The organism is Helicobacter sp. 12S02232-10 (genome assembly GCF_002272895.1).
Taxonomy (GTDB): domain Bacteria; phylum Campylobacterota; class Campylobacteria; order Campylobacterales; family Helicobacteraceae; genus Helicobacter_J.
This window is the reverse complement of record NZ_MLAQ01000002.1, coordinates 259587-282351: the sequence shown is the minus strand read 5'-3', so window position 1 is coordinate 282351 and position 22765 is coordinate 259587. Positions and strand designations below refer to the sequence as shown.

The following is a 22765-nucleotide window of genomic DNA, read 5'->3' as shown; positions in this document are numbered from 1 at the left end:
TTGGGAGGTCTCATCTTTTTTTGGAGTCAGAGTTGTGATGAGATTTTGTAATTTTGTATTGTCAAAATTAATGCTAGAGGGAGTGGAACTAAAGGCAATATTGGTTGTGCCTTTGGTGGTTTGGATTCCACCAAAAAGGAAAGATTGGTCTGCAGTGGCATTAAGAGTACCTGTATTGGAGATCTTACCGATAAATTTGGAATGATTGGAAAACTTCATTGTCCCTGTAGTATTTTCTTGGATTTGAATTTGTTGTGTTGTTAATGCCGAATTATTTAGATCAACTTCTGCTTTACTGCCATTGCCTGAGACATTCAAAGATTCAAGTTTGGTTTGAGTCAAGGGATCTGTGTTGTCTAAAGTAAAGGAAGCGCCACCTGTGACATTGATATGGCCAACCTTATCAGCATTCTTAATCTTTAAGTCACTTCCACTTTTTTGCAAAGTGATATTACCAACTGAAGCAGCATTGGCAATGGTTCCTGTGATGGTTCCTCTAAAATTAGTGATATCACCAATCGTGATTTTTTTATCCTCAGAAGAAACTTCTCCTGTTTTATCAGTAGGAGCAGTATCAGAAGCAGTGGCAAAGGTTAGAGTGGAATTAGTGCCATTTTCGCCTATGGAAACGACATTGCCAACATTTGAATCTGTCAAGGTCGCACTCAATGTTGCGCTTCCGTTGATATTAATATTTTCCAATTGAGAACCATTAGTCGCATTTAGGGTAATTTTGCTAACGTTGCCGTTGATATCTCCTTTCATTGTAGCATTATCAAAAGCAAGAGTAGCAAAGGTTCCTGCACTGGTAATGATGTACTCTCCGTTTGCTTTTTTAAAGCCATCATTATAGTCTCCTTGCCAAATAGCACCGTTTTTAAAGGTCAGATTCACTGTAGAGACCTCATTTAAAACATTTCCTTTGAGGGCGTAGCCATCTGTGGTGTTGTTCCCATCAAATGTTGCAGTCAGCACAGGCTTATCAGGCATCAATGCTGCGTGTAGGCTTTGAATTGCATTTGTATTATCAGTGGCAGTCAAAGAAGAATCTTTAAAATTCAAGATTGTATTGACAACGCTATCATTGTCGTTTTGCATATTGGTCACAGTCCCTAACATTTTAGAACTATTGGTGAAATCAAGTTTGAGGTTTCCATAAATATTATTGGCATTCCCCTTAAAGGTTGATTGAGAATCAAAAGTTCCTTGAATAGTTTCGTTGTATTTATCATATTGTTCGTATATAGTCTTGATACTTCCCTCCAAATAAGACTTATTTTTGGCAGTGATATTGATTATAGGTAAAGCATAAGGAGACACACCGTTCAGATCAGTGCTGAGATCAGCATAAGCTTTTGCGCCATTATCAAGAATCAGGTTAGCAGTTCCTTGATCGATCTTGATTTGTGAATTTTTACCATCCTTACCTTTGAGAGCAAAGCCTTTGGATGAATTTCCACTAAAACTAAAGGTTTGATATTCTTCTCTGACTCCATCAGTGTATCCATTTATAGAGGTGTAGGCATAATCAGAAATATCGCCTTCCATCGAAGAATTGGTAAAAGTAAACGTGCTGTGACCAACTCCATCACGCCATAAGCCTTGAGAAACATTGCCTTTGAAATTGGCATCGTTTTTGAAAGTGTAATTATTAATCTGACCATAATTATGGATGTCCCCAACCCAAGCATAACCCTTTAAACTAGCATCACTATTTCCTTGATAGCTTCCATCAAAAGTAAATGTTGATGTATAATTATTAAAACCTCCGATTTCGCTAGGCTTTGTACTCCCGAGTGTAAAATTTCCGCTATAGACAGAATCTTTGAAATTAAAGGTTGCTGTAGAGCCGTTCCACATTTTTAACTCAGGTTTTATGATAACAATTTCTTTATCTGCATTGATAGTGAGTTTTCTTGCAGGATTTGAAAATACACCTGTCCAATCTATTTCTTTTTTATCAGAAACTCCATCAACATCTTTTATTGTTCCACTCATTGCACTATCCACAATATCTGCACTTATGCAAACGTTGGCTGCAGAAAGGTCGCAGGTAGCCGAACCAAGATGTTGCGCAAAGGCTTGAGGTGCAAGAACGGAAGAAAGAATGAGCGAAGTAGGAACGAGAAACTTTTTAGAAAGCTTTATAGGGAAAGAATTATTGCCCCCCCCCCCCCACGGGTTATTTTTATTTTCTTATTCATTGTAATGATCTCCTTTTCAAGTGATTCTAGATATTTATTAATAGAAATTATGTTGCATAATTTCATATTGCTCCATTCTAACATAAAATTATTTAATTTTTATATTACTGATTTTATTTTTTTCGATTGAATACAATTAAATTCATAATATTTGATATTTTTATTGGTATATTTTGTCTCAATGATTTACTTAGATAATTAATATTTTAATAAATAAAGTATAAATATTTATTAAAAATTTTAGAAAAAAAATAAAATAAGGAGGAAAAGAGGGTTAAAAAAAGATTTTTACTGAGAAAAAAGGGGAAAAACCATCAAAATTATAGAAATTTAAAAATTCAAACAGACCAACTTTTGCTAAATTCTTTGTTTGCAAAAAGAGAACTCAACCCGCTCACTTGTTTCAGACGCAAAAGCTCATCAGCGTCCATCCCGATATTTTTCATAATCCATTCATCGCTTTTGCCACATTCGATTAGCTCGCTTACAATCTTTTGCATTAGCTCTACGGCGTGGCTTCCTCGTGCGCGATTGTGGCGAATTGTGGATGCCATCCGATGGGAAATGTCTTTATCAATCACAACCACAGGCAAAAGTCCGCGTTCGCGTTCATAAATATCTTTGTGTTCGCGCATAATTACGTATCTGTGGAAGCCATCTACGATCTCATAGATGTCCTCTTTTTTGATGTAATAACACACGATGGGCATTGTATAGCCATCGTTTAAGATGGACTGATAAAGCAAAACCATTTCAGGGGTAGCGATATGATTGGGGTTGTAGGCATTGGATCGTATTTTTTCAAAAGGCACAGGGGTCACTTGATAAACTGGGGATTTGAAAATAGGATTTGTTTTTGAGGGCATTTGCGTATCTCCTTTGGACTTAGAAATCTTTGTATTTTTCCATTATTTTAGCAATCTTATGGCGTTGCTCTTTGGTCTGTGCAAAGCTTAATCCTTTGCAAAGCACATCATTTTTGATGATACAAACTGCCATACGTCGCCAAGTTAAGGCTTCTCTTGCAGATTCGATCTTTCTAGGGGCAAAATCAAGGATTTTGGTGAAGATAAAAAGCTCTTTGCCTCTTGTATTGAGTTTTTTCATCGATTTCACCCCTTCAAGATTCCTGCTTGTCTCACTGATATGGCAGCCCTTTTTATTCCAATAGCGAATGAATTTGATAAATCTTTGGACATAATGATCTCGCAGCTCTTTAGGGAGTGTGGCTAAAAGCATTTTCGTGTAGCTTTTCCACGTATGTCCTTGTGGAAGCTTCACATCGTAGTAGCCCATAATTTTATCCTTGCAATAAATGTTGCCAAAGTTTGCCCCGCTCACTCGATTGACTACGCCCAGCCAAGTCTTAGGCTCAATAATGCGAAAAAGATTCAGTCCGTTTTTTTGATCATCCCCATAAGGTTGGCAGATCCGCATCATTGAAAGCGGGACGCCAGATCTGTAAAATAGATCGTAAATCTCATTGTAATCCCATTTGAAGCGGTGGTTTGCAATCCATATATCTTCAGTCGTCCAATCATAGATGGGATAGGCATTGTAGATATTATAAATATCTTTGCCGACTTGCGTGGTGTATTGCCTGCCTTTTAAGGTTCTTTTGCTTTGGGAAGCGATGGTTCTAAAACGATTGAAACTCTCATCAGCTCTGATCCCTACAAGGCATACCGTCATTTTACCATCAGCACCAAAGTGGGAAAGAAAAGCAGTCGTAAAATCTTCGAACTCCATTTTATAGCTGAAAAAATCAAAGCGGTGGTTGTGCAGTGTCCAGACATAAATGCCTTTTTTGGGATTGTGTAGTTTGGGATAGTCGCGCACCCATTTATCGACATTCTCACTATCCCAACAAGTCCAAAACGGGCTAAACACGCTCGTGGCGTTTCGCAAGTTTAAGGGCATACAGCACCAATGAACTTCCAAATATTTTTTATTGGCCTCAATCATTCGCTTGATGTATTCGATGGTATAGGCGTATTGGGCTTCTAGGTCGATGAAAAGTAGGATAATCTTTTGTTTTATTTTACGGGCTTTGAGGTAGTCTAAGACTAAATTTAACATCACGCCACTATCCTTGCCGCCTGAAAAACTTAGGATAATACGCTCGAAATTTGAGAATATGAAATCTAATCTCTCTTGGGAGGCTTCATAAACATTGATTTTTCGATATTTTTTACTTGGGCTTTGCGTTGGCAATGGCATCCTTAAGTTTGTTTTTACCAAAATATCAAAGAATGATTAATAAACCCAACTCAAAAAAGAGATGAAAATTTCTATATTTTCTTTTAAAGCGTGTGAAACAGGGGGCAGCTATTTGTGAGAAAAGGTAGCCAATGGCTACACATACCAATCCCCAGATGAATAAACAAGCTCCAAAAATCCAATAGTCATTTTTAACCGGATATATCTTTAATAAGAATTTATCAATCTTTTAAAGACTATTTTATTATTGGTTCTATTGGATACATTAAATAAAAAAATAACAAATCAGTGAGGTTTAAATGATTTTTGTATAGAATATGATTGTGAAGCTCGTACTCTCTTTGAAGTCCGTAGCTTCACAGAGAGAATTTGAGCTTCCGAAAGGAGGCTTAAAATGATTAAAACGGTCATTATTATAGCATTAATTTGCTTAATAATAACAAAAGTTTGTTGATTTTTGTTATTAGGGTAGGTTGGCAAGCAAACCTACCCTCTATGATTGTTTTTTCTCTCGCTTGCATTCTTAAATCAAAAATACTATATATATTCTTGATTGACTCCATTGGATACATTAAATAAAAAAATAACAAATCAGTGAAATTTAAATGATTTTTGTATAGAATATGATTGTGAAGCTCGTACTCTCTTTGAAGTCACCAGCTTCACAGAGAGAATTTGAGCTTCCGAAAGGAGGTTCAAATAATGTTAAAAACAATCATTATTATAGCATTAATTTGCTTAATAATAACAAAAGTTTGTTGATTTTTGTTATTAGGGTAGGTTGGCAAGCAAACCTACCCTCTATGATTGTTTTTTCTCTCGCTTGCACATTATTAAGCCCAATGATTATTCTGGGCTTTATCATTCTTATTAATTTCTATTGTTGGCTGATTGCAAATTTTAAAGAGATAGATTTATGATTCTTAATTGTTTTTGTCATATCGTTTTTCTCTTGCTAATTCCCATAAAAAGAAAATATCTTTGAAACGATTTGGGAAATATCAGATTGAAGATGGTAAATCTGATTTTGGGAAATCTGATTGAGATAGTCTATATAGGGCTTGCTGATTTTCTCATAGCTCTTAAAATCAAATGTATTCACTGCATACGTGCAAAAAATGTCCTTTGATTCTAAAAATGCCCGATTTAAAAGCAAATCATTAATCATTCCAAGTCTATCCCCGCTTACAAGAAGCATAGGAGACTCTAGATATTGGGCTAAATCAAACATATTACGCTTCCCATCAATAGGGACCATTATACCCCCTGCCCCCTCAATGATCAAAAAATCACATTTTAAACCCAAATCTCCAATCTTTTGCTTAATATACTCAAAATCCACTTTTGGGGCTTGGGGTTGTGATAATTGCGCTACAAAAGGAGAGGCAGGAAGATGGTAGCGATAAAAATTAATGTCATCCAAAGACAAATCAGGAAAAACTTTTTTTCCTCTGTGTAAATGAATATGACAATCTGGTAAAATCCCCCCCTCATCGCCCGTCTCAATAGGCTTGGCTACAAGGGTTTTAATCCCCATCTGATTGCAATAATCGCTCAATAAGGTTGCTGTATAAGTTTTGCCAATGTTTGTGTTAGTGGCACTGATGAATAGGGTCTTCAAAAACCGCTCCTTTCAGTTAATAAAATTTGGTAAAATTATAGACAATCAATAGAAAATATTTTTTGGGAATTTTATGGCACAGATCAATACACAAGCAGAAATTGAACTTTTTTTACAAGAACCTAAAATGTCCAAAGTGGTCTTATTGAATGATGATTATACGACAATGGAGTTTGTAATAAAAATCTTGATGGATATTTTTGAGAAATCCTACAATGAGGCTACAGAAATTATGCTCAGCGTTCATCGAAACGGGAGTGGGGTATGTGGTATCTATCCTTATGATATTGCTGAATTCAAAGCCAAAACTGCCAAGCAGAGAGCCCAAAAACATCGCTTTCCTCTTAAAATCATCACTCAAGATCTGAATTAGGAGAGAAAATTGAATCACCTCATCAGCCCGAATTTAACCCAAACTATCAATGAAGCCGTTGAAACCGCTAGAGAAATGAAACACGAAATTCTCACTATCGAACACCTTTTTTTAGCCGTATTGGGCAATCAGAAAGGGGAAGAGTTACTTAAGGCTTGCGGTGCAGATATTTTGCAGATGGAAAAAATCGTGCGGATTTACTTGGCCAATCACATCCCTGTTTCTAAAGCCCAAGAAATCTCTCTTCCCTCTCAAACTCCCGCGCTTGATCGGGTTTTCACATCAATGATCGAACACGCTAGCAATTCAAACCAAAAAATCTTAGAAGTGAGTGATTTACTCGCTTTTATATTGCAGGAAGAAAACAGCTATACAGCAAAATTGATGGCTTCTCAAGGAATCACTCGTTTGGATATTCTTGAAAAAATTACTGATGAAGATAAATCTCAAACTTCGCCAAATGCAGAAAGTTATCTGAAAAAATACAGCAAAAATCTCGTTGAACTAGCCAAAAGCGGTAAAATCGATCCGGTTATCGGGAGAGAGAATGAGACAGCACGCGTGAGTGAAATCTTATGCCGCCGCAAAAAAAATAACCCTATCCTTGTAGGTGAGCCTGGTGTGGGAAAAACAGCCATCGCGGAGGGAATCGCTTTAGAAATCGCACAAAAAAAAGCCCCTAAAGTCTTGCACAACTGCCAGATATTTGCTCTTGATTTAGGGAGTATGGTCGCAGGAAGCAAATACAGAGGGGATTTTGAAAAACGCCTTAAAGGCATTCTTTCTGAGATTGAGCAAATGCCTCAAGCCATCCTTTTTATTGATGAAATCCATACCATAGTGGGAGCAGGTGCGACATCAGGGGGTAGCTTGGATGCTTCCAATCTACTCAAGCCAATGCTTGCAAACGGAACGCTTCGATGTATTGGAGCAACCACATTTAGCGAATACAAAAACTACTTTGACAAAGACAAGGCATTATCAAGGCGTTTTTCAAAAGTCGAAGTCAATGAGCCGAGTTTGGAATCTTGCTATGAAATCATCAAAGGTTTGGCTCCCATTTATGAGAAATATCACGACATTGCCTATACTCCTGAAGCCCTCAAGGCGTGCGTGGATCTTTCAGAACGCTATATCAGCGACAAATTCCTACCTGATAAGGCGATTGATTTGATGGATGAAGTCGGGGCGAACAAAAAAATATCATCTCATAAAAAAAGCAGGACAATCAGCAAACAAGACATAGAAAATATCATCTCAAAAAGCGTCAATATCCCAAAATCTCAAGTGAGTAGCGATGAGAGAGGATTGTTAAAAAATCTTGCTTCCAAACTTAAAGCAAAAATCTTCTCCCAAGATAAAGCTATTGATGCACTTACTCAAGCCATCAAAACCAACAAAGCCGGTTTGGGGGCACTCCATCGCCCTATTGGAAATTTTTTATTTGTGGGACCTAGCGGGGTGGGGAAAACTGAACTCAGTAAAGAGCTTGCCAAAGCGTTGGGATTGCATTTTGAGAAATTTGATATGAGCGAATATATGGAAAGTCACAGCGTTTCAAGACTGATCGGTGCTCCAGCAGGATATGTGGGCTTTGAACAAGGGGGCTTGATGATTGATGCGATCAAAAAACACCCTCATTGCGTTTTATTGCTTGATGAAATTGAAAAAGCCCATCCTGATATTTACAATATTCTCCTGCAAATAATGGATAGTGCAACTTTAACCGACAATGCAGGAAATAAGGCTGATTTTAAAAATGTGATTTTGATTATGACCTCTAATGCTGGGAGTAAGGAAAGCAATCCTTTAGGGTTTAGCAGTGTCTATGAAAACAAACACGAAAATGCTTTAAAAAATATTTTTAACCCCGAATTTCGCAGTCGCCTTGATAGCATCATCACGTTTTACCCTCTTGGTAAAAACGAGTTTGAAAAAATCGCCAAAAAATATATCGAAGAACTCAACCACCAACTCAAAGAAAAAAATATTTTGCTTCAAATCGATTCAAAAGCCCTCCAAAACATTGCTTCACGAAGCGTTGAAAATGCTCTAGGAGCAAGAGAAATCCGTAAAATTATCGACAATGAAATCAAGATTAAGCTTAGTGATGAGATATTGTTTGGAACGCTAAAAAACGGCGGGAATGCAAAAATAAGTGCAGATAAAAATGGGTTAAAAATCAGCTTTAAGGGCGTATTGAAAGTACATCCCTGATTCTTATAGGAACAAAACCTACGTTTTCCCCACTCATATTCAGGCAAAAAGGGTTTTTTGTATTTCTAGAATGTGTGTGGCCGTGAATATTAAGCGAACAATCACAAAGTCGATATAAATCATCAAGCACATCTCTAGTGGGAGCATAACGATCATTTTTCTTTCTATCCATCACAGGAAAATGGCTGAACATTATCCTCTCAGCCCCCAAATCAATTACAACAGCATTGAGCAATTCATCTTTTAACGCACTTTTACCCCATTTGGCTTCAAGCTTGCTAAAAATCTTTTTCTTATTTTCGATTTTGAGCTTAACTTTTTTGCAAATGCTCCAATCTTCAATTTTCTTTAAGCGGACGTATTTTTTCAAGTCGTTATTGCCTACAAGCAGTCTCTTTTTACCTGCAAGTTTTGGAAGATGTTGCCAACCCTCCTTAAAATACAAATCGCCTAAATGCAGCACAAAATCATCTTTACCCACTGCAGAATTCCATAACATAACACTACAAAGATCAAAATCCTTGAAGCCTCTTTCTTTGGCAAAGGTTTTACGCAAAGGCTCTTTTTTTAAAATAGCCTTGTGTCCAAAATGCGTGTCTGAAATTACAAAAGTATCCATATTTAGGCAAAACTTCATTATTTTTGTCTTTTAAATAAGATTGTAATATTTTAATGGTTTTTTCTTAAATTCCACCTAAACGTAAAAAATGCAATCAAGCCCATCAGGCCTCCAAGACAAAAAGCCGCCTCATAGCCCCAATGAGCATACACATAACCACCCAAATAAGACCCTAAAGCCCCGCCTATAAAAAACATTACCATATAAAGAGCATTAAGTCTAGCTCGAATCTCTTGGGCTAAAGCATAAATCATTCTTTGCCCTACCACAAGGTTTAAGGAAACACCAAAATCAAGTACAATCCCACAAATTGCAAGCCAAATGAACGCCCCCCAAGCATTTTGAATCGGCAAAGCAGCCAGTAACATCGAAAAACCCACGCACAAAAGTGCAATATTTGTCGTCCATCGACTTTTTCCCGCATCCGCAAGCCTGCCTGCAATGGGCGCGCACAAAGCTCCCGTAACGCCTACGAGGGTAAATAAAGCCACAGCATTTGCTCCAAAGCCAAATTTTTCTATCAAAACTAAAGGAGAAACGATCCAAAACAAACAAAATGCTCCAAAAGCTAAAAAATGATAAAATCCCCTTTGTCTCAAAATCGGTGTGGCAACAAACAAACCTAACATCGAAGCAAGCAATTTAGGATAACTCATTTTGCCCGAGGGGGATTTTAGAGGCAATGCAAATAAAAAAATAATCGCCAATACAAAAATCAATCCACCTGAAATCTGAAACACCCCATTCCAACCGATAAAACCTGAAAAAAAGCTTGATAAAGGACGGGCAAGCATAATTCCAAAAAGCAACCCACTCATAATTGTTCCAATAGTTGCCCCACGAACATTTTCAGGAGCCATCGAAGCGCCAAAAGGCACAATCATTTGAATAGCAGATGCACACAACCCGACCAACAACGACATCATCAAAAGACCTTGAAAGGTTTGTGAAAAGCTCATCAAAAACAACACGCCCACATTCAAAATGTAAAACGCCACATAAAATAAAAGTCATTTGCAGCTTAAAATCAAAGTGACGCCCACCGCTTTTGTTTTATGTGGCAAATTTACAACTTAATTTTGCCTAAACGAATCGGCTTATGGATTTCTAAAATTCTTCACACTCGTTGCAAGACCCCTTTTACCCTGCCAAGTATCGAAACGTCTTTAAAGTCATAGAACATTGATTCGTAAGCTTCATTAAAACTCACCAACTCCAACTCTTTCTCTCTTTTAAAACAACGTTTAATAAAAAGTCCGTCTATGGTGCTAATAACATAGGTTTTTCCCTGTTTGATATGGCGATCGGTTCTGTCTAAAAAACACAACCCCCTGTCTTTGATTTCAGGCTCCATCGAATCGCCCACTGCATAAATGATTTCGCTAAAGCCTTTGGAATCCAGCAATTCTAAAGCCCTCTCATCAAACAGGAGCTCCTTATATTCAATCCTCTCGTTTTCGCTTCCATATCCACAACTCCCGTTTGCCGTATAAAGCTTTAATATTTTATAACGCTCAAACGATTCAAGACAATCGTTCGGATCAGTCCCATAAAAGAAATGGTTGATGGAAATTCTCCTGCCGTGCAAAAAGTTCATCACTTCCTTATAGGGGATTGAGTTTTTAAACTTTTTTTGATAAAAGCTGTTTGCATTGATTCCCAAAGCTTTTGCAACATCGACGTCTTTAGGGGTTAAAATACCATCAGTCGCCAAGATGTCTTTTATTTTCTCAAAAATTTCGTGTGCTTCGAAATAAATCATTTTTGCTCCTTAATTTTTTATTTACAAATTATAAGAGTTTTTCTCTCTTTTAGAAAAAATATTACTATTTATAAATAATTAAATCCAACCACAGCCAACACACAGCTGAGTGGAGCTAACATCATCTTATAAAAAATAAAGGAGCATATATGAATTTAGAAAAACCATCAAAGGATTGCCTTTAAGTCAAGCCAAACAAGAAGAGCTTTATAAAGCCTGCTCTGATTTCCCTGAAGTCTTAAAAAGAATGTCTTCTTGCAATCTGATTCTTTCAGAAAATAAAACGGAGTTTTTAGATTTTTTCAGAGTGATTGCAAACAGCTTCTTTAGCTTCAAAGACGCCCTATTAGGACTTTTTATAAAAGAAAGCAAGAGCGGTTTTCTAATGAAAGATGTGAGAGATGAGTCAATCAAAAAAATCCTTACTGAACTCAAAAAGAGATGCAAAGAAAAAAAACTTTTGGATAAAAAAGAGCTTCAAGAAGAGCTACCTTTTATTTTTGATGAGCTTTTTGATTTTGGTTCTGAAGCGTTTTGGTTTTATTGTGGGATTTCTGAAGAAGGCGATAATTTTTGCAATGATTTTTTAAGCCTCCCCTCTGTTTAAAGAGGGTTAAAAGACCCTTTAAAGAGCATTGAAGATCTTTAAAAATTAAAGATGAGTAACTCGCTCTTAATTTTTGAATGCGCTTGGTTTAGCGTATATCTCACCCCAACTTCTTCGATTCTAAACCCTTTGTAGAGCTCTCTGACTCTTTCGCAATCATTATAGCTCAGAATAAATTTGCCTTGAATTGAAGAAAGCAACTCATAAAGATCTTGATGTTCTTTTATTCCAAACCCTCCCGTGTTCTTATAATAGCTTTCAGTCCCCACATAGGGCGGGTCTGCATAAAAAAGAGTTTCAGGGCTATCGTATTCTTTGATGAGCTTTCTAAAATCCATATTTTCAATACTGACTCGCTTCAATCGATCGCTATAGACCTGATAATCTCTAAAAATATTTTTGGGCTTTCTTTTTTTGGACATTGCAAAACTATCCCCCTTTGAGCCAAAGCTCATAACAAGCCTGTAATAATAAAAAACCGCTCTCTCTAGGTCATTTTTGGGTTTTAAAACTCCTTTTGCAATCAAATCAAACAACCTTCTGGAACAAAGCATATGCTGGAGCATATTTCTGAAGCTCTGTGGGCGTTTTTGAATAATCAGGTGCAAATTGATCAGATCGCCATTTGCGTCATTGATCGTTTCTGTGCATTTGTTGTCAGGAATTGGTTTTGCATAAAGAACGCTGAGTGCTCCTGCAAAAACTTCTACATAAGAGCGATGTTGCGGCATTCTCTCAATAATTGTTTTAGCCAGTTTGCTCTTGCCTCCAATCCAGCCAAATGGAGCTTTGAGTTTTGCAGGCAAAAATAACGACTTGTGATTTGGGTTCATTTCCCCTCCTTATAAAAAATAATATTTTTAGCTTTTTTGTCAAAATAAACTAAAATTCTTTTCTCTAAGGTGGCTTACGGGGAGGTGAGCACTCTTGGAGCCTTTATTGATACTCTTATCTTTATTTTTATTTATATCTTTTAATTTTTGCATACAGCCTAACAGCTAAATACAACGTGATTCTCGTGCTTTTTTTGATCCCTGCAGACTCCATCGCTTCTAAAAATATTTTGTCGCAATAGCTCCTTTTAAGCTCTCCCTGATGGAATTTATCGCACAAATAATCGTGCAGAATGCAGCACTTGCTGTAATCCTCAAATGGGGAGAGCAGCCACCAAAAAATCTTAGGAATGGTTGCCCCATCACTCCTGAATCCTTTGGGGACAACGATGTTTTTTCCCGATTTGGCAGCGTATTCAATCGGCTCTAAAAGAATGACCATCATCCCATCCTTGTGCCTCCAATAAATTTCAGCCTTTAAAGAGGAGCGAAGATTGTTATTTTCAGTAATATGAGTAGTCATTGTTGAGTTCCTTTGTTCTCAGCTTGAGATTTTGTTTGGACTGCCTATTTTGTTTGTTTTTTTGTTTCTTTATCTGTAAGCTCTATTCCCCAAACAATCTTTGAAACCTCCTCTTTACCTGAAGCTTTTTTGACCTTATCCTTAAGAACCCCACACTTAAAAATTGCCTCGCTCTTCATTTTCAGAGCGTCGTTATAGACAGCTTTGAGCTGTTCTTTGGTGTGGGGAAGGTTCTGTTTATCCAGTGGGTTATCAATGGGAGCACAGCGAAAAAAGCTGTCTATGTTTGCTGCCACAAGCCCCAAGAGGTTGAGCTGGTCTTCAAGCTTGGCATCATAGATATGCTCAGACCCCAAAGCATCTGAAGTAAAATTTAAAATCGAAGCGTCGCAAGTTTTATTCAACTCTTCAATCTTTTTGTTTTTAAGTTCAGTAAGCTCTCTTTCTTGAGTTTCTAAAAATGATTGGGGCAACTCTCCTTCTTTAAAAGGCTCAGGAAGTTCATTCTCGCTGCCCACATAGGTAAAATCAGCGTCTTGAGTGAGCACCTTGAATTCGCCGCTGACTTCTGTAATCTTTTCATTTTCCAAGCAATAGATTTTCATAAAAACTCCTTTATTTTTTAATTTTTTTTGACTCAAAGCTGAGCGATTAGTTGGGGTTGAGCCACACTGGTGGTGTAATTAATGTTGCCATCATAGGCAGTGCCACAAGCATAGAGTCTCTTCCCATCAGTGGCTATAAATGCTCGCTCGCTCTCCCAAACGGATGCGAGCATAAAGTCCTCTATATTTTGAGGGATTTGCATTCTTTCAAAAGTTCTTACATTATTATTATGACCCAAGCCCAAGGCGTTGTTGTTATAGCCAAAGCTATAAAAAAAGTTATAAAAATCTTGCGCAAAAAAGGCTTGATAGTTATAGGGTTGGGTTTCAATATTCTTAATACTGATTGGGGAATCCCCATTCTTTAGGTTATTCCCGCTTCGATTATCCCCAAAGCCATAATTGCCGTGTCCCCAAGCCACAACATAGCCGTCGGTTGAAACAATAAAGCAGGTGTTATAACAGGTTCCCCCGATGAACTTGGCGATTTCCGCACCCAAACCGATGACTTTAGTGAAAGCACTCCTGTCGTTAAGATCATCTTGGTTGAGTTGGCGCTGTCCGTTATAGCCACAACCATAAATCTCTTTTTTTCCTTTTTGCACAAAGGTATTGCCACGCCACCCTGAATCGTCTTTTGTGTAGTGATAGACTTCGGTTACATCTTCAAGACCTGAAACAAGCGTGGGTTTGAGCACGGGAGTGCTGTTGTGTCCCAATCCCAGACAGCCGTTCCCATTCCACCCCCAAGCGTAAAGTTTGCCTGTGTTATCAAGCGCAAAAGCCCCGCTCACAAAGTTGCTACCCGCCCAGATATTCACAATGTTGCTGATAGTAGAAATCTGAACAAAACGATTGGAATCGATGGTGTTGCCGATTCCAAGCTGCCCTTCGGTGTTTCTGCCCGCTCCCCAAACACTCCCGTCTTCTAAAAGTACCAAGACGAACTGAAAAGAAGCTGAGTAACTTTTGCTCACAATTTTTTTGATTTTAAAGCCGAAGCTCACCTCTTTGGGGATAGGAACAACCAGATTGTGCCCAAGTCCAAGACAGCCTTGAGAATTGTTGCCCCACACCCACATAGAGCTGGAATCTTTTTCTTTGGCATAAAAGCTCCCATGTCCCCCGATCACATCTTCTATCTCAACCCCAAGCGGGATGGGAAGACGTGAAAATCCCGAAGGGATCAACCCCCTGCCCGAACCGCTGCGATTGATATCCCCGCCGCTGATAAAGATATCCCCATAGCTGGAGATTTTTCCAATAGCGTCCTTATAGACCTCTTGATAAAGGATGGAACGATAAGCATTCACGTTTTTTAAGAGTCGAATACTCTTTTGGCTGTGAGCTCTTTCAAAATCCCTCACTAAATCCTTGAGGTCTCCCTTTAGTATATTGGTATATTCACCCAGAATCTGGGTATTTTCTGTGATGTTGGCGCCTTTAAGTGAAAGCAGCTCTTCAAACTTATTTTTTAGTTCGCTGTATTGATCTTCTGTCATTTTTTATCCTTTTTAATATTGAACACTCGGAAGCCCTCTTATATACACTGGTTTTACCTCCAAGGGAGGTTCTTGTTCGGGCAGCTCCAGCCTCTGTTCGTCTTTTTTTCTGATTTGCTCTATAAAATCTCTAAACTTATTTTGGTCACTCTTTTGTTTTTTGCCTGCATAGACGCCCTCAAGATAATGCACCCGATTCACCTCCACTTCAGAGCTCCTACCATAAACCTCGCTAGCTTTGGATGCAGAAAATGCAAGAGTGTTGTCGGGGTAACTTCCCCCGCTTCCTGTGATATAGTTGTTTGTCCAAGAGGTTTTAAAAGCGTTCCCACTCCCTCCTGCTAAAAGGGCATTGATATTTATTTCAATTTCCGGAAGCCCACACATTCCAAAAGTCCCTATTTCTTTTGTAATATCGGTACCCTTGGAGTATTGATTGGACTTGGGGATTTCAAAATAGTTTCTTCTATCATTTCCTGCAGTCCCGATCGTGTAATACCACAACAGCGGATAATCTTGGGCTTTGAGCTTTATGCCCATCGGAACATAATTTTCAGGCAAAACATTTCTAAAGAAATAATCTTTTCTGCCAATCCTTTGACGCTCTTCAAAATCATCTTTAAGGCTCTTGATTTGCTCTCTCAAGAATGATGCAATCGCTGTCAGGAGTTTCCATTCTAGATCTTGAGGGTTTTTTTGTTGAGCTAAAATTTCACCGATAACCGCCTCTTTTGAGGTTTGAAAACTCTCTAAGCTTTCTTGTTTGAAAGCTTCCAAACTCTCTTCAGATTTTTCTTGTTGGGATTTGATGGCTGTGATGGAACTATTTTTGGCTTCATCGTAGGCATTCAAAAGCTCATCAAGTCGAGTCTCGCTTACTTTTTTTTCAATGGTGTCAATGACATCTGAAAGCTTAGTCTCTATTTCTGTTTTTGAGCTTTGAGTCTTAGCCTGTAACTCTTGAACGCCTGCGTCTTTCGTGTCGTTTAAGTTTGCAATCAAGCTTTGGGTTGCTGCATTGAGTTCATCTTTTAAGGCATTGCCCTCCTCTGCAAACTTATTGAGCTCTTCTTGAAATTGAGGCAGAGCTTCTACAAAATTGTCCGCACGCTCAGCAAAATTCAAAGCATCTTTTGTGCTGGGTGGGGTGGGCAGCGGGCTGATTTTAATTTCTATCATTTTTTCTCCTTTGATTAAAATTTGATTTTTGTTTTAAAACTCTGTTTAAATACTCTTTAAAAAGCGTTTCAAAACTCATACAAGCCCCTCCAGTTCTAGTGAGGCGATCGCCATATTTCTCTTTTCTAACAAGACCTCCCATTTTTTCAAGATGGCATAATTGATAAGACTTTTATAAGCCTGCGTAATCACAAACACACAGGGTTCGCCCCTAAGTTCAATAAAGGCATTCACACAAAAATCAAGCTGGTTATTAGGAATTGCAACATCAAAAGAATTAGTTTTCTTATAATTACCCTTAGTCAGACTCGTATTGCCCTGCTCATCGGTTTCAATCTTTGAAAAATCAATAGCAGACAAGGAATTTTTATAAAGACTGATCCCAAGCTCTCTGGCTTTACTGCACACGATATGCCCGATTTTGGCAGTGTCGTTCGAAGCAAAAAGGGTGATTCTATAAGCCGCATCTCTTCCTAGCGTGCTTCTTTCAAAATAGACATCCTTTCTTCTTCTTTCCTGCCAATCCCCAAAGAAATACTCTCTCCAATCTGTGATTTCCTCCCCAAACAGCAGCCATTCTTTATCTTCTAAGACTCTTGCGCTCTTAATTTCAATGACTTCAACCTTGATGCGTTCTCCCCAAAGATTGGCTAAATACAGAGCATTGTTTTCCTTAGCACTCAAAACAATCTCAATTTTTTCTTCTTTTTGGCTTTGGGTGTTTAAAAAGAAGTCGAAAGCGGCGTAATCGTTGGTTGCTCCGAGATTTTCCCAATAAGCTTCTTTGTCCAGACTTTCTTGATTATTATCCAAAAGGCTTTTATAGCGCACGTGATTGTTTTGAATGACATCGTCTTTTTTATAAGTGTTATCTTTATTGTAGGTGGGGGTGTCATCGGTCAAATTTGAAGAGATAATGACAATGTCAGATCGTTTGATGATTTTCATTTAAGGGCTCCTGCAGTTTTTAAAGGAGTTGAAAGAGCGTTGGCGACTTCTTGCATTGTAGATAGCAAACTTTTCAGAGTTTTAAGACTCTCTAAATTTAATCTTTCATTTGCATCGTTCTTATCTTCGCTCAGATCTTGCAGGCTCTTTGTTTTTTTGAGGTAGGGGTCGATCATTTTTAACTTAGTCTTATTTTCATTCTTTAAGGCTTCTTCATATTTTTTAGAAGCTTCCGCCCCATTTCTTAACGCTTCACCCAAGCTGTTAATAGTATTGATCGTGTTGGGGTCAAAGCTGTTCTTGATCGCCTTTTCACGCCAAGAAAGATAGTTGTCAATGGTGATGCCATTAACCCCCAGACTTTCTTGGAGTCTTTGAATATTTTGATCAGCGAGTTGCTTTTGATAAGCGAGTGTTGCCGTGTCATCGCCTTTAAAACTAAAGAGCCAACTTTGAAACTTCTCTCCCCCGCTGACGTAATTTCCTAGTACTTCTTTCATTGCCTCTGCAGTGTCTTTAGAAACTGAAGCTGCGTAGTCGCTCCAATTTTTAAAAATGGATTCAACTTTTAAATAATCGTTATTTCCATAAATTGAATCTCTACCAAAAGCTTGACCATAAAGCCAATCTCTATCTTTTGAAGAGTAGCCGTGATTGATGGCATAATTATAAAACCAATCAAAGGCTTGATCTTTGGTGGCAAACTCATCATTACTATTGCCTTTAATTTTCCAAGCAACTGAAAGCCCCATAAATTTTTCAATAAAATTTTTTACACCTTCGTTAGTAATTTCTGTAAAATCTTTATATTTTCCGGCATTTGCCTTAATTTCTTGTGTGGTTCCCGTGATGTCTTGAAGCAAATAATTAAACGATCTTAAGTTCTCTTGTAGCGCCCTTAAAGCCTGCGTGTTAGCTTGGCTGTATTCCACCCACTCTTTGTTTCCAAGCTCCATCCCAAAGCCATTCTTTTTCGTTTCTGTCCAATCGGTGCGATTACTTGCTTTGACAGCATCTTTGGTCGCATCGCTCCATAATTGCACGCTTTGCTTGGAAGTTTTTTCGGTGTAGGTCTTAAAGCCCGCTAATATGCTCCCGCCAACCCCTCCGATAATTCCTCCTAGTACAGGCCCCAATACAGGAACAAAAGAGCCTAATGCTGCTCCCCCAATTGCCCCAATCATCCCGCCTGTCTGCATATCTTTTTTGGCTTGAGCATTGGAGCTGTCTCCAAAAATTGAAGCAAAAATCCCGCTGGCTGCAATGCCTGCAGCTGCTCCTGCTAAAGCGCCGCCTATTTTTGCCCCCGCACTCTCTCCAAAGTCCTCCCCATAGCTTTCAAACAAACTCCCATCGCCAAAAATCTTATCAAAACTCCCTGCAATCGTCCTTTTAAACGCTTCTCCCACAGCAGAGTTTAAGACTGCTTGCGTCAAACTTCTGCTGAAGGCTTGGGTGAGAGCAGTGGAGAGGGAGCTACTCATATCGCTGACCCAATTCTGTAAGTTTGTGAATTTCCCGCTTAAGGCGTTAAAGAATTGTTCATTTAAAGCGGTATTGAGGTTATTATTGAATTCTGCATAAAAAGCGTTCTCTTTGATGGCTTGTTCTTTGATATCAGCGATTCTTTTTTGGTGCAGCTTTGTTTCAGTATCATAGAGGCAATTAGCTTGCTCTAGGCTAAGATCACCATTTTTAAGTCTCTCTTCGAGTTCTAAATTCAAGTTTTGAATGGTTTGTTCGAACCTTAGGTTTTCTAGGGCAATGTTTTGAGTAGTGCCTTCTTTCATCAAAGAGAGAGTCTTTTCTTGGATTTCAAACTCGGCTTTGAAATATTTTTGGAGATTGGCGGTTTGATATTTGGAATCAAGCTCTGCTAAAAGAGAGCTTTGAGCGTCCAAGGCGTCATTAACCCTCACGCCTGCATCAATCCAAGATTGGGTTTTAAGAGCAATGGAGAGAACCTCCTTGTCGTATTCACTCATTCCCACTTGAGCAAGCTCTAGATAGGCTCTGTTGAGATTAGAAATCGCGCTGGAATCTAGTTTGGGCTGGTGGGGATTGGCAATGAGATCACCTTTGGCTTTTTCTCCCTCTGTAAATTCTCTATCTCTGCGTCTTTTTTCACTTAAAAGCCTTTGGTATTCTTTTTGAGCGGTGATTAGAGGATTTTCCCCTGCGGTGAAGAAACGCTCTGAGAAAGTATAGTCCTTTTCTTCGTATTTTCTTTTTTGTTCCAAATAGTTCTCTTTGGCTTCTTTTAATCTTGAATCAAGGGTTTTGTCGCTAATCTTTTTGAGATTTTTAAGGGTGTCTTCCGTATCGCTTTTCCAAGCTAAAAAGACCTCTGCAATTGTAAATAGAATCGCAGGCACAACGAAACTCTTTAAAGTCAGTTTTAAGGCTTTCAAAGAGAAATCAAAAGTTTTAGTCGCAATGGTCGCTGCTGTAACTCCCGAACTGAACATCGCAATAGAAGCTCTAGTGAGACTGATGGCAACATTCACTCCTGCGATGGCGGGCTTGGCTAAGATAAAAGCTCCTGCAAAAAGAGCGATGTGTTTGCCCGCCTCGATTGTTACATCAATATATTCTAAGATTTCATCGGTGTGCTCGTTGATAAAATCCCCCGCCTCTTTGATAGCAGCAGTCAAATTCTTAAAATAAGGCTCCAATGCCTTCTGTTTAAGCGTATCAATGGAAGTGTGCAAAGAAGAAAGCGCTGCTTCATAAGTGGTGGCAGATTTAGATGCAAGCTCAGAAAAAACTCCGAGTTTCTCTAGCATTAATTGATAAAGATTCCCCTCTTTTTTAGCCTTGCTCATCGCTTCAGTGGTTAAGCCTTGCGCTGCAACAAATCTGCCAAAGTCGGTTACAGTTTGAGCCACCCCACTCCCCAAAGAGTCGAGCGTATTCTTTAAAGAATCCACGCTTGCCCCTGAAGTTTGTGCTGCATAGACAATGCCTTTAAAAACATTCTGGGCTTGTTCTAAACTCATAAAAGCAGAAGCAGTCGAATAAAAGCTTTTAAACATTGCAGTGAGGTCTGCTACGGCATAGATAGAGCTTTGATGGATTCTTGTCATATCAAGGATGATGGCATTTGCCTTTTGCATTGAGAGAGACCATTTGTCTGTAGCATTGATGGCATTGCCTAAGGAATCAACATTTTGATGGTTGAGAGTCACCAAAGAAGCTAAAGAGAGCTTTTGTTGTTCAAGGACAGAATTGAGATGGATGGATTCTTTGATGGGGGCTGAAAGAAAATTATAAGCAGTCTTCAATCCCGATAAGGCGATAGAAGAAGCTTGCAAAGAATGAGCAAACCCGTCAATCTTATCTTTGAGGGTATTAAAGCCTCTGGAAGCTTTACTGGTTGTTCCTTGTGTTTCTTCCAATAATTCATTGGCTTTTTTGAGCTTCCCAACTTGAGCGTCAAATTTTAATTCGACATTTACATTCTTTGTCATATAATGACCTTATCAATTATTAAAGGTTGCAAATGATTTATGCTCCCCCAAGCGGTATCTTTGGCTTCTTTTCTTTCTTGGTGATGATTTATATTTTTTATTATTTTTTTATTAAACTCCCTAAGCAAGAAAAAAAACAAGCCAAGCAAGCTATGGAAGACGCCAAAAACAAATTCCTTCAAAATGAAGAGGCAAAGGCTTATCTCCAAGAAGGCTATGAAATCAAAAAATCACGGATGCAGGCAACGGCATTTATAATTTTGAATTGAGTAAAAAAGCTTAATTCCTTATTCACCTCTAATCCTTTCCATCTCTGCATTCATTTCTTTTAAGACTCCATAGACTTCTATTGAATCTAAATCATATTTCTTAGAAAAGTCCTTTACAATCAAATAATCAATCTCACTCCATAGACTCATCCCTCCTCCATTCATCTTTTGAGAAAGCACAAAACAAGAAGCGATGAGTATTTCTTCCAAGTCTTCTAACTCGTGAGCTAAAGGAACAGAGTTTTTATCTTTAGAAAGATATGCCTGCTCCTTTGCCCACACCCTTAGTTTTTTCTTTTGGATTCCTTTGCTTTATTGAACTCTTCTGCCATTGCAGAGAAAAATTCCTCTAAGGTAGAATTTTCTAAAAGCTCGTTGATAAAATTCTCTTTGGCTTCTATGGCTTTTTCCTCACCGAGGTGGGTTTTTCCATCAGCTAAGGTCAAACAAGCTTCCAAGTTTTCTCTGAGCAACTTTTCATTGGCTTTGAGCACTTCTTCTAGGCCATTTGCCTTAGAGATTTCTAAGACTTGCCTCTGATTAGGTTGGTAATATTTAAAAAGAATTCCCTTTTCATTTTGGAAAAAGACGTGATTACGCTTGATTTTATAAACAAAATTTCCCATTTTTAACTCCTTGATACTGAATTTGATGGGGTGGTTTCGCCTGCTGCTCCTGAGTTTGCTTTAGGGGCTTTTGCATTCTCTTTTTCTGCCTCAATGATGTAGTGTGTGTAATAACCCTGATCGGTTGCGTTTGCGCTGCCCTCAAGCTCCAAAGTCGTAAAATCCCCATCATTCATTAATGGCAGATCGCCGCTCATTGAGATATTGGCTTCGTGAATCACAGCAGCCACTTTTTTATTGAGGACAGGGGCTCCGATAAAAGTGATTTTTGCTTTGACAATCCCAACGCTCCCTGCTTTCAAAACAGAAAGGGTCGTATCTTTGAGGGCATTCCCTCTAAAAGGCAGCGACTCGCCTGCCTTAATTTCTAGAGTCTCTACTTTTGCCCCTAGTGCTAAAGCTAAGTTTTGAGCAGAGAAGTCATTGCATTTCATTTTAAGAGTCACGCTCTCATCAGTGATGACTTCAGCGATCTTTTGCTTAGAGCCAAACTCTCTACTAAAGGCAGATGCCTTTGTGATTTCACGATTGAGGGTGAGTTCAATACAGCCCAGATTAAAAGGAGCTTCTAGGCTCCCGTCCTTGTTAAAAACTTCAATCTCGACCCGACCCCCACTGAAGTAGAGGTTTTCTTTTTGTTTATTTGTCCCAGTTGTCATTTATTTTTCCTTTATATTGAATTTATTTTCAAATAGTCTGATAACCAATCTTGATACGGTTTCAGCCCCGATAAAGCCCACGCCCCCACTGAGTGCAGAAGAGAGAGAAAGCGGGAAGTGTGTGTAATAGTTCAGGAGCTCATAGGCGATCCAAGTGGTGAGCATTGAACTCCCCACACCATAAATCACATACTGGATCATCTTGCTTTTAGTGTCAATAGAGACTTCTTTGATTGTTCTTAAGACAAACAAGATACCCACGCACACCCCTAAAATTAAGATGAACAAATAAGGAACATACTCTCTTAAAGACACTCCCAAAAACACCAAATCTTTTTCCATTTTTTTCTAATCTCTCTCTTCTTTTGCCCTAAAGAGGCTTCCTTATTTTTTTATCTCATTGCCCGTGCAAAACCGCAAATCTTTTTCCAATAATTCCGCATACCCCAAGAGACTCTTAATGCTCTCCACCAAATCCTCGCTCTTTTGCGGTCTCTCCCGCAAGGGGATTTCACAATGAGTGGGAAT

At 38.6% G+C, this 22765-nt stretch carries 22 protein-coding genes; 4 read left to right on the top strand and 18 right to left on the bottom strand.

Going from position 1 to position 22765, the window contains the following annotated elements:
• From BKH41_RS02935 to bioD, 4 genes are all read right to left on the bottom strand, one after another.
• On the bottom strand, positions 1-1998 hold a 1998-nt coding region (locus BKH41_RS02935), incomplete at its 3' end, for a hypothetical protein (protein ID WP_143428691.1).
• A 544-nt stretch (positions 1999-2542) separates the two neighbouring features.
• Positions 2543-3070 carry a ParB/RepB/Spo0J family partition protein gene (locus BKH41_RS02930; protein WP_095296940.1) on the bottom strand — a complete coding sequence of 176 codons (528 nt, stop codon included), beginning with the start codon at positions 3068-3070 and terminating at the stop codon, positions 2543-2545.
• Positions 3071-3089: 19 nt separating this feature from the next.
• Positions 3090-4418, bottom strand: a complete 1329-nt coding sequence (locus BKH41_RS02925; protein ID WP_180762710.1) for a DUF3440 domain-containing protein — start codon at positions 4416-4418, stop codon at positions 3090-3092.
• A 961-nt stretch (positions 4419-5379) separates the two neighbouring features.
• Positions 5380-6045 (bottom strand): dethiobiotin synthase, encoded by a 666-nt coding sequence (gene bioD, locus BKH41_RS02915; protein WP_095296937.1) that lies wholly within the window; start codon positions 6043-6045, stop codon positions 5380-5382.
• Between the two features lie 73 nt (positions 6046-6118).
• Here bioD and BKH41_RS02910 point away from each other — a divergent pair, with 73 nt between their 5' ends.
• Positions 6119-6418 carry an ATP-dependent Clp protease adaptor ClpS gene (locus tag BKH41_RS02910; protein WP_095296936.1) on the top strand — a complete coding sequence of 100 codons (300 nt, stop codon included), beginning with the start codon at positions 6119-6121 and terminating at the stop codon, positions 6416-6418.
• A gap of 9 nt (positions 6419-6427) precedes the next feature.
• Complete coding sequence (locus BKH41_RS02905; RefSeq protein ID WP_095296935.1) at positions 6428-8635, top strand: AAA family ATPase; 2208 nt, start codon at positions 6428-6430, stop codon at positions 8633-8635.
• Here BKH41_RS02905 and BKH41_RS02900 read toward each other — a convergent pair.
• The 3 genes from BKH41_RS02900 to BKH41_RS02890 all read right to left on the bottom strand — a co-directional run bounded on the left by BKH41_RS02900 (position 8607) and on the right by BKH41_RS02890 (position 11016).
• Positions 8607-9272, bottom strand: a complete 666-nt coding sequence (locus BKH41_RS02900; RefSeq protein ID WP_095296934.1) for a metallophosphoesterase — start codon at positions 9270-9272, stop codon at positions 8607-8609. The two genes, BKH41_RS02905 and BKH41_RS02900, sit on opposite strands and share 29 nt — an antisense overlap.
• Positions 9273-9304: 32 nt before the next feature.
• Positions 9305-10252, bottom strand: coding sequence for an MFS transporter (locus tag BKH41_RS02895; RefSeq protein ID WP_143428690.1), 948 nt, complete (start codon positions 10250-10252; stop codon positions 9305-9307).
• A gap of 119 nt (positions 10253-10371) precedes the next feature.
• A complete protein-coding gene (locus tag BKH41_RS02890; RefSeq protein ID WP_095296932.1) occupies positions 10372-11016 on the bottom strand; it encodes a S24 family peptidase in 645 nt (214 codons plus the stop codon).
• A gap of 175 nt (positions 11017-11191) precedes the next feature.
• On the opposite strand from BKH41_RS02890, the gene BKH41_RS02885 reads away from it, so the two are divergent.
• Positions 11192-11623, top strand: a complete 432-nt coding sequence (locus BKH41_RS02885; RefSeq protein ID WP_095296931.1) for a hypothetical protein — start codon at positions 11192-11194, stop codon at positions 11621-11623.
• Positions 11624-11661: 38 nt separating this feature from the next.
• On the opposite strand, the gene BKH41_RS02880 is transcribed toward BKH41_RS02885, so the two are convergent.
• The 7 genes from BKH41_RS02880 to BKH41_RS02850 form a co-directional block, all read right to left on the bottom strand.
• On the bottom strand, positions 11662-12456 hold the full coding sequence (locus tag BKH41_RS02880; RefSeq protein WP_095296930.1) for a DNA adenine methylase: 795 nt from the start codon (positions 12454-12456) through the stop codon (positions 11662-11664).
• A 127-nt stretch (positions 12457-12583) separates the two neighbouring features.
• Positions 12584-12979 (bottom strand): DUF1353 domain-containing protein, encoded by a 396-nt coding sequence (locus BKH41_RS02875; RefSeq protein ID WP_219350013.1) that lies wholly within the window; start codon positions 12977-12979, stop codon positions 12584-12586.
• 44 nt (positions 12980-13023) lie between these two features.
• A complete protein-coding gene (locus BKH41_RS02870; RefSeq protein ID WP_095296929.1) occupies positions 13024-13584 on the bottom strand; it encodes a hypothetical protein in 561 nt (186 codons plus the stop codon).
• Between the two features lie 32 nt (positions 13585-13616).
• The gene (locus BKH41_RS02865; RefSeq protein ID WP_095296928.1) at positions 13617-15086 is read right to left on the bottom strand and encodes an RCC1 domain-containing protein; all 1470 of its coding nucleotides are present in this window, start codon (positions 15084-15086) and stop codon (positions 13617-13619) included.
• A gap of 12 nt (positions 15087-15098) precedes the next feature.
• Positions 15099-16265, bottom strand: coding sequence for a hypothetical protein (locus BKH41_RS02860; RefSeq protein ID WP_095296927.1), 1167 nt, complete (start codon positions 16263-16265; stop codon positions 15099-15101).
• Positions 16266-16340: 75 nt separating this feature from the next.
• Positions 16341-17213: a hypothetical protein gene (locus BKH41_RS02855; RefSeq protein WP_095296926.1), complete on the bottom strand. Its 873-nt coding sequence runs from the start codon at positions 17211-17213 to the stop codon at positions 16341-16343.
• Complete coding sequence (locus tag BKH41_RS02850) at positions 17210-20683, bottom strand: hypothetical protein (RefSeq protein ID WP_095296925.1); 3474 nt, start codon at positions 20681-20683, stop codon at positions 17210-17212. The genes BKH41_RS02855 and BKH41_RS02850 overlap by 4 nt, the downstream gene beginning before the upstream one ends.
• Positions 20684-20715: 32 nt before the next feature.
• Here BKH41_RS02850 and BKH41_RS02845 point away from each other — a divergent pair, with 32 nt between their 5' ends.
• Positions 20716-20952, top strand: coding sequence for a hypothetical protein (locus BKH41_RS02845; RefSeq protein ID WP_095296924.1), 237 nt, complete (start codon positions 20716-20718; stop codon positions 20950-20952).
• 18 nt (positions 20953-20970) lie between these two features.
• On the opposite strand, the gene BKH41_RS02840 is transcribed toward BKH41_RS02845, so the two are convergent.
• The 4 genes from BKH41_RS02840 to BKH41_RS02825 are packed head-to-tail and all read right to left on the bottom strand — an operon-like array spanning position 20971 to position 22579.
• Positions 20971-21234: a hypothetical protein gene (locus BKH41_RS02840; protein ID WP_095296923.1), complete on the bottom strand. Its 264-nt coding sequence runs from the start codon at positions 21232-21234 to the stop codon at positions 20971-20973.
• A 2-nt stretch (positions 21235-21236) separates the two neighbouring features.
• Complete coding sequence (locus BKH41_RS02835; RefSeq protein WP_095296922.1) at positions 21237-21578, bottom strand: hypothetical protein; 342 nt, start codon at positions 21576-21578, stop codon at positions 21237-21239.
• 2 nt (positions 21579-21580) lie between these two features.
• The gene (locus BKH41_RS02830) at positions 21581-22237 is read right to left on the bottom strand and encodes a hypothetical protein (RefSeq protein WP_095296921.1); all 657 of its coding nucleotides are present in this window, start codon (positions 22235-22237) and stop codon (positions 21581-21583) included.
• On the bottom strand, positions 22238-22579 hold the full coding sequence (locus BKH41_RS02825; RefSeq protein WP_095296920.1) for a phage holin family protein: 342 nt from the start codon (positions 22577-22579) through the stop codon (positions 22238-22240). It abuts the gene before it with no gap.
• Positions 22580-22765: the final 186 nt, after the last annotated feature.

Excerpts from the sequence above, each read along its gene's own strand:
- BKH41_RS02835 (WP_095296922.1), bottom strand. The coding sequence starts at position 21,578 with ATGGGAAATTTTGTTTATAAAATCAAGCGTAATCACGTCTTTTTCCAA.
- BKH41_RS02855 (WP_095296926.1), bottom strand. The coding sequence starts at position 17,213 with ATGAAAATCATCAAACGATCTGACATTGTCATTATCTCTTCAAATTTG.
- BKH41_RS02830 (WP_095296921.1), bottom strand. The coding sequence starts at position 22,237 with ATGACAACTGGGACAAATAAACAAAAAGAAAACCTCTACTTCAGTGGG.
- BKH41_RS02875 (WP_219350013.1), bottom strand. The coding sequence starts at position 12,979 with ATGACTACTCATATTACTGAAAATAACAATCTTCGCTCCTCTTTAAAG.
- BKH41_RS02825 (WP_095296920.1), bottom strand. The coding sequence starts at position 22,579 with ATGGAAAAAGATTTGGTGTTTTTGGGAGTGTCTTTAAGAGAGTATGTT.
- BKH41_RS02930 (WP_095296940.1), bottom strand. The coding sequence starts at position 3,070 with ATGCCCTCAAAAACAAATCCTATTTTCAAATCCCCAGTTTATCAAGTG.
- BKH41_RS02910 (WP_095296936.1), top strand. The coding sequence starts at position 6,119 with ATGGCACAGATCAATACACAAGCAGAAATTGAACTTTTTTTACAAGAA.
- BKH41_RS02870 (WP_095296929.1), bottom strand. The coding sequence starts at position 13,584 with ATGAAAATCTATTGCTTGGAAAATGAAAAGATTACAGAAGTCAGCGGC.
- BKH41_RS02890 (WP_095296932.1), bottom strand. The coding sequence starts at position 11,016 with ATGATTTATTTCGAAGCACACGAAATTTTTGAGAAAATAAAAGACATC.
- BKH41_RS02860 (WP_095296927.1), bottom strand. The coding sequence starts at position 16,265 with ATGATAGAAATTAAAATCAGCCCGCTGCCCACCCCACCCAGCACAAAA.
- BKH41_RS02865 (WP_095296928.1), bottom strand. The coding sequence starts at position 15,086 with ATGACAGAAGATCAATACAGCGAACTAAAAAATAAGTTTGAAGAGCTG.
- BKH41_RS02880 (WP_095296930.1), bottom strand. The coding sequence starts at position 12,456 with ATGAACCCAAATCACAAGTCGTTATTTTTGCCTGCAAAACTCAAAGCT.
- BKH41_RS02845 (WP_095296924.1), top strand. The coding sequence starts at position 20,716 with ATGATTTATGCTCCCCCAAGCGGTATCTTTGGCTTCTTTTCTTTCTTG.
- BKH41_RS02850 (WP_095296925.1), bottom strand. The coding sequence starts at position 20,683 with ATGACAAAGAATGTAAATGTCGAATTAAAATTTGACGCTCAAGTTGGG.
- BKH41_RS02900 (WP_095296934.1), bottom strand. The coding sequence starts at position 9,272 with ATGAAGTTTTGCCTAAATATGGATACTTTTGTAATTTCAGACACGCAT.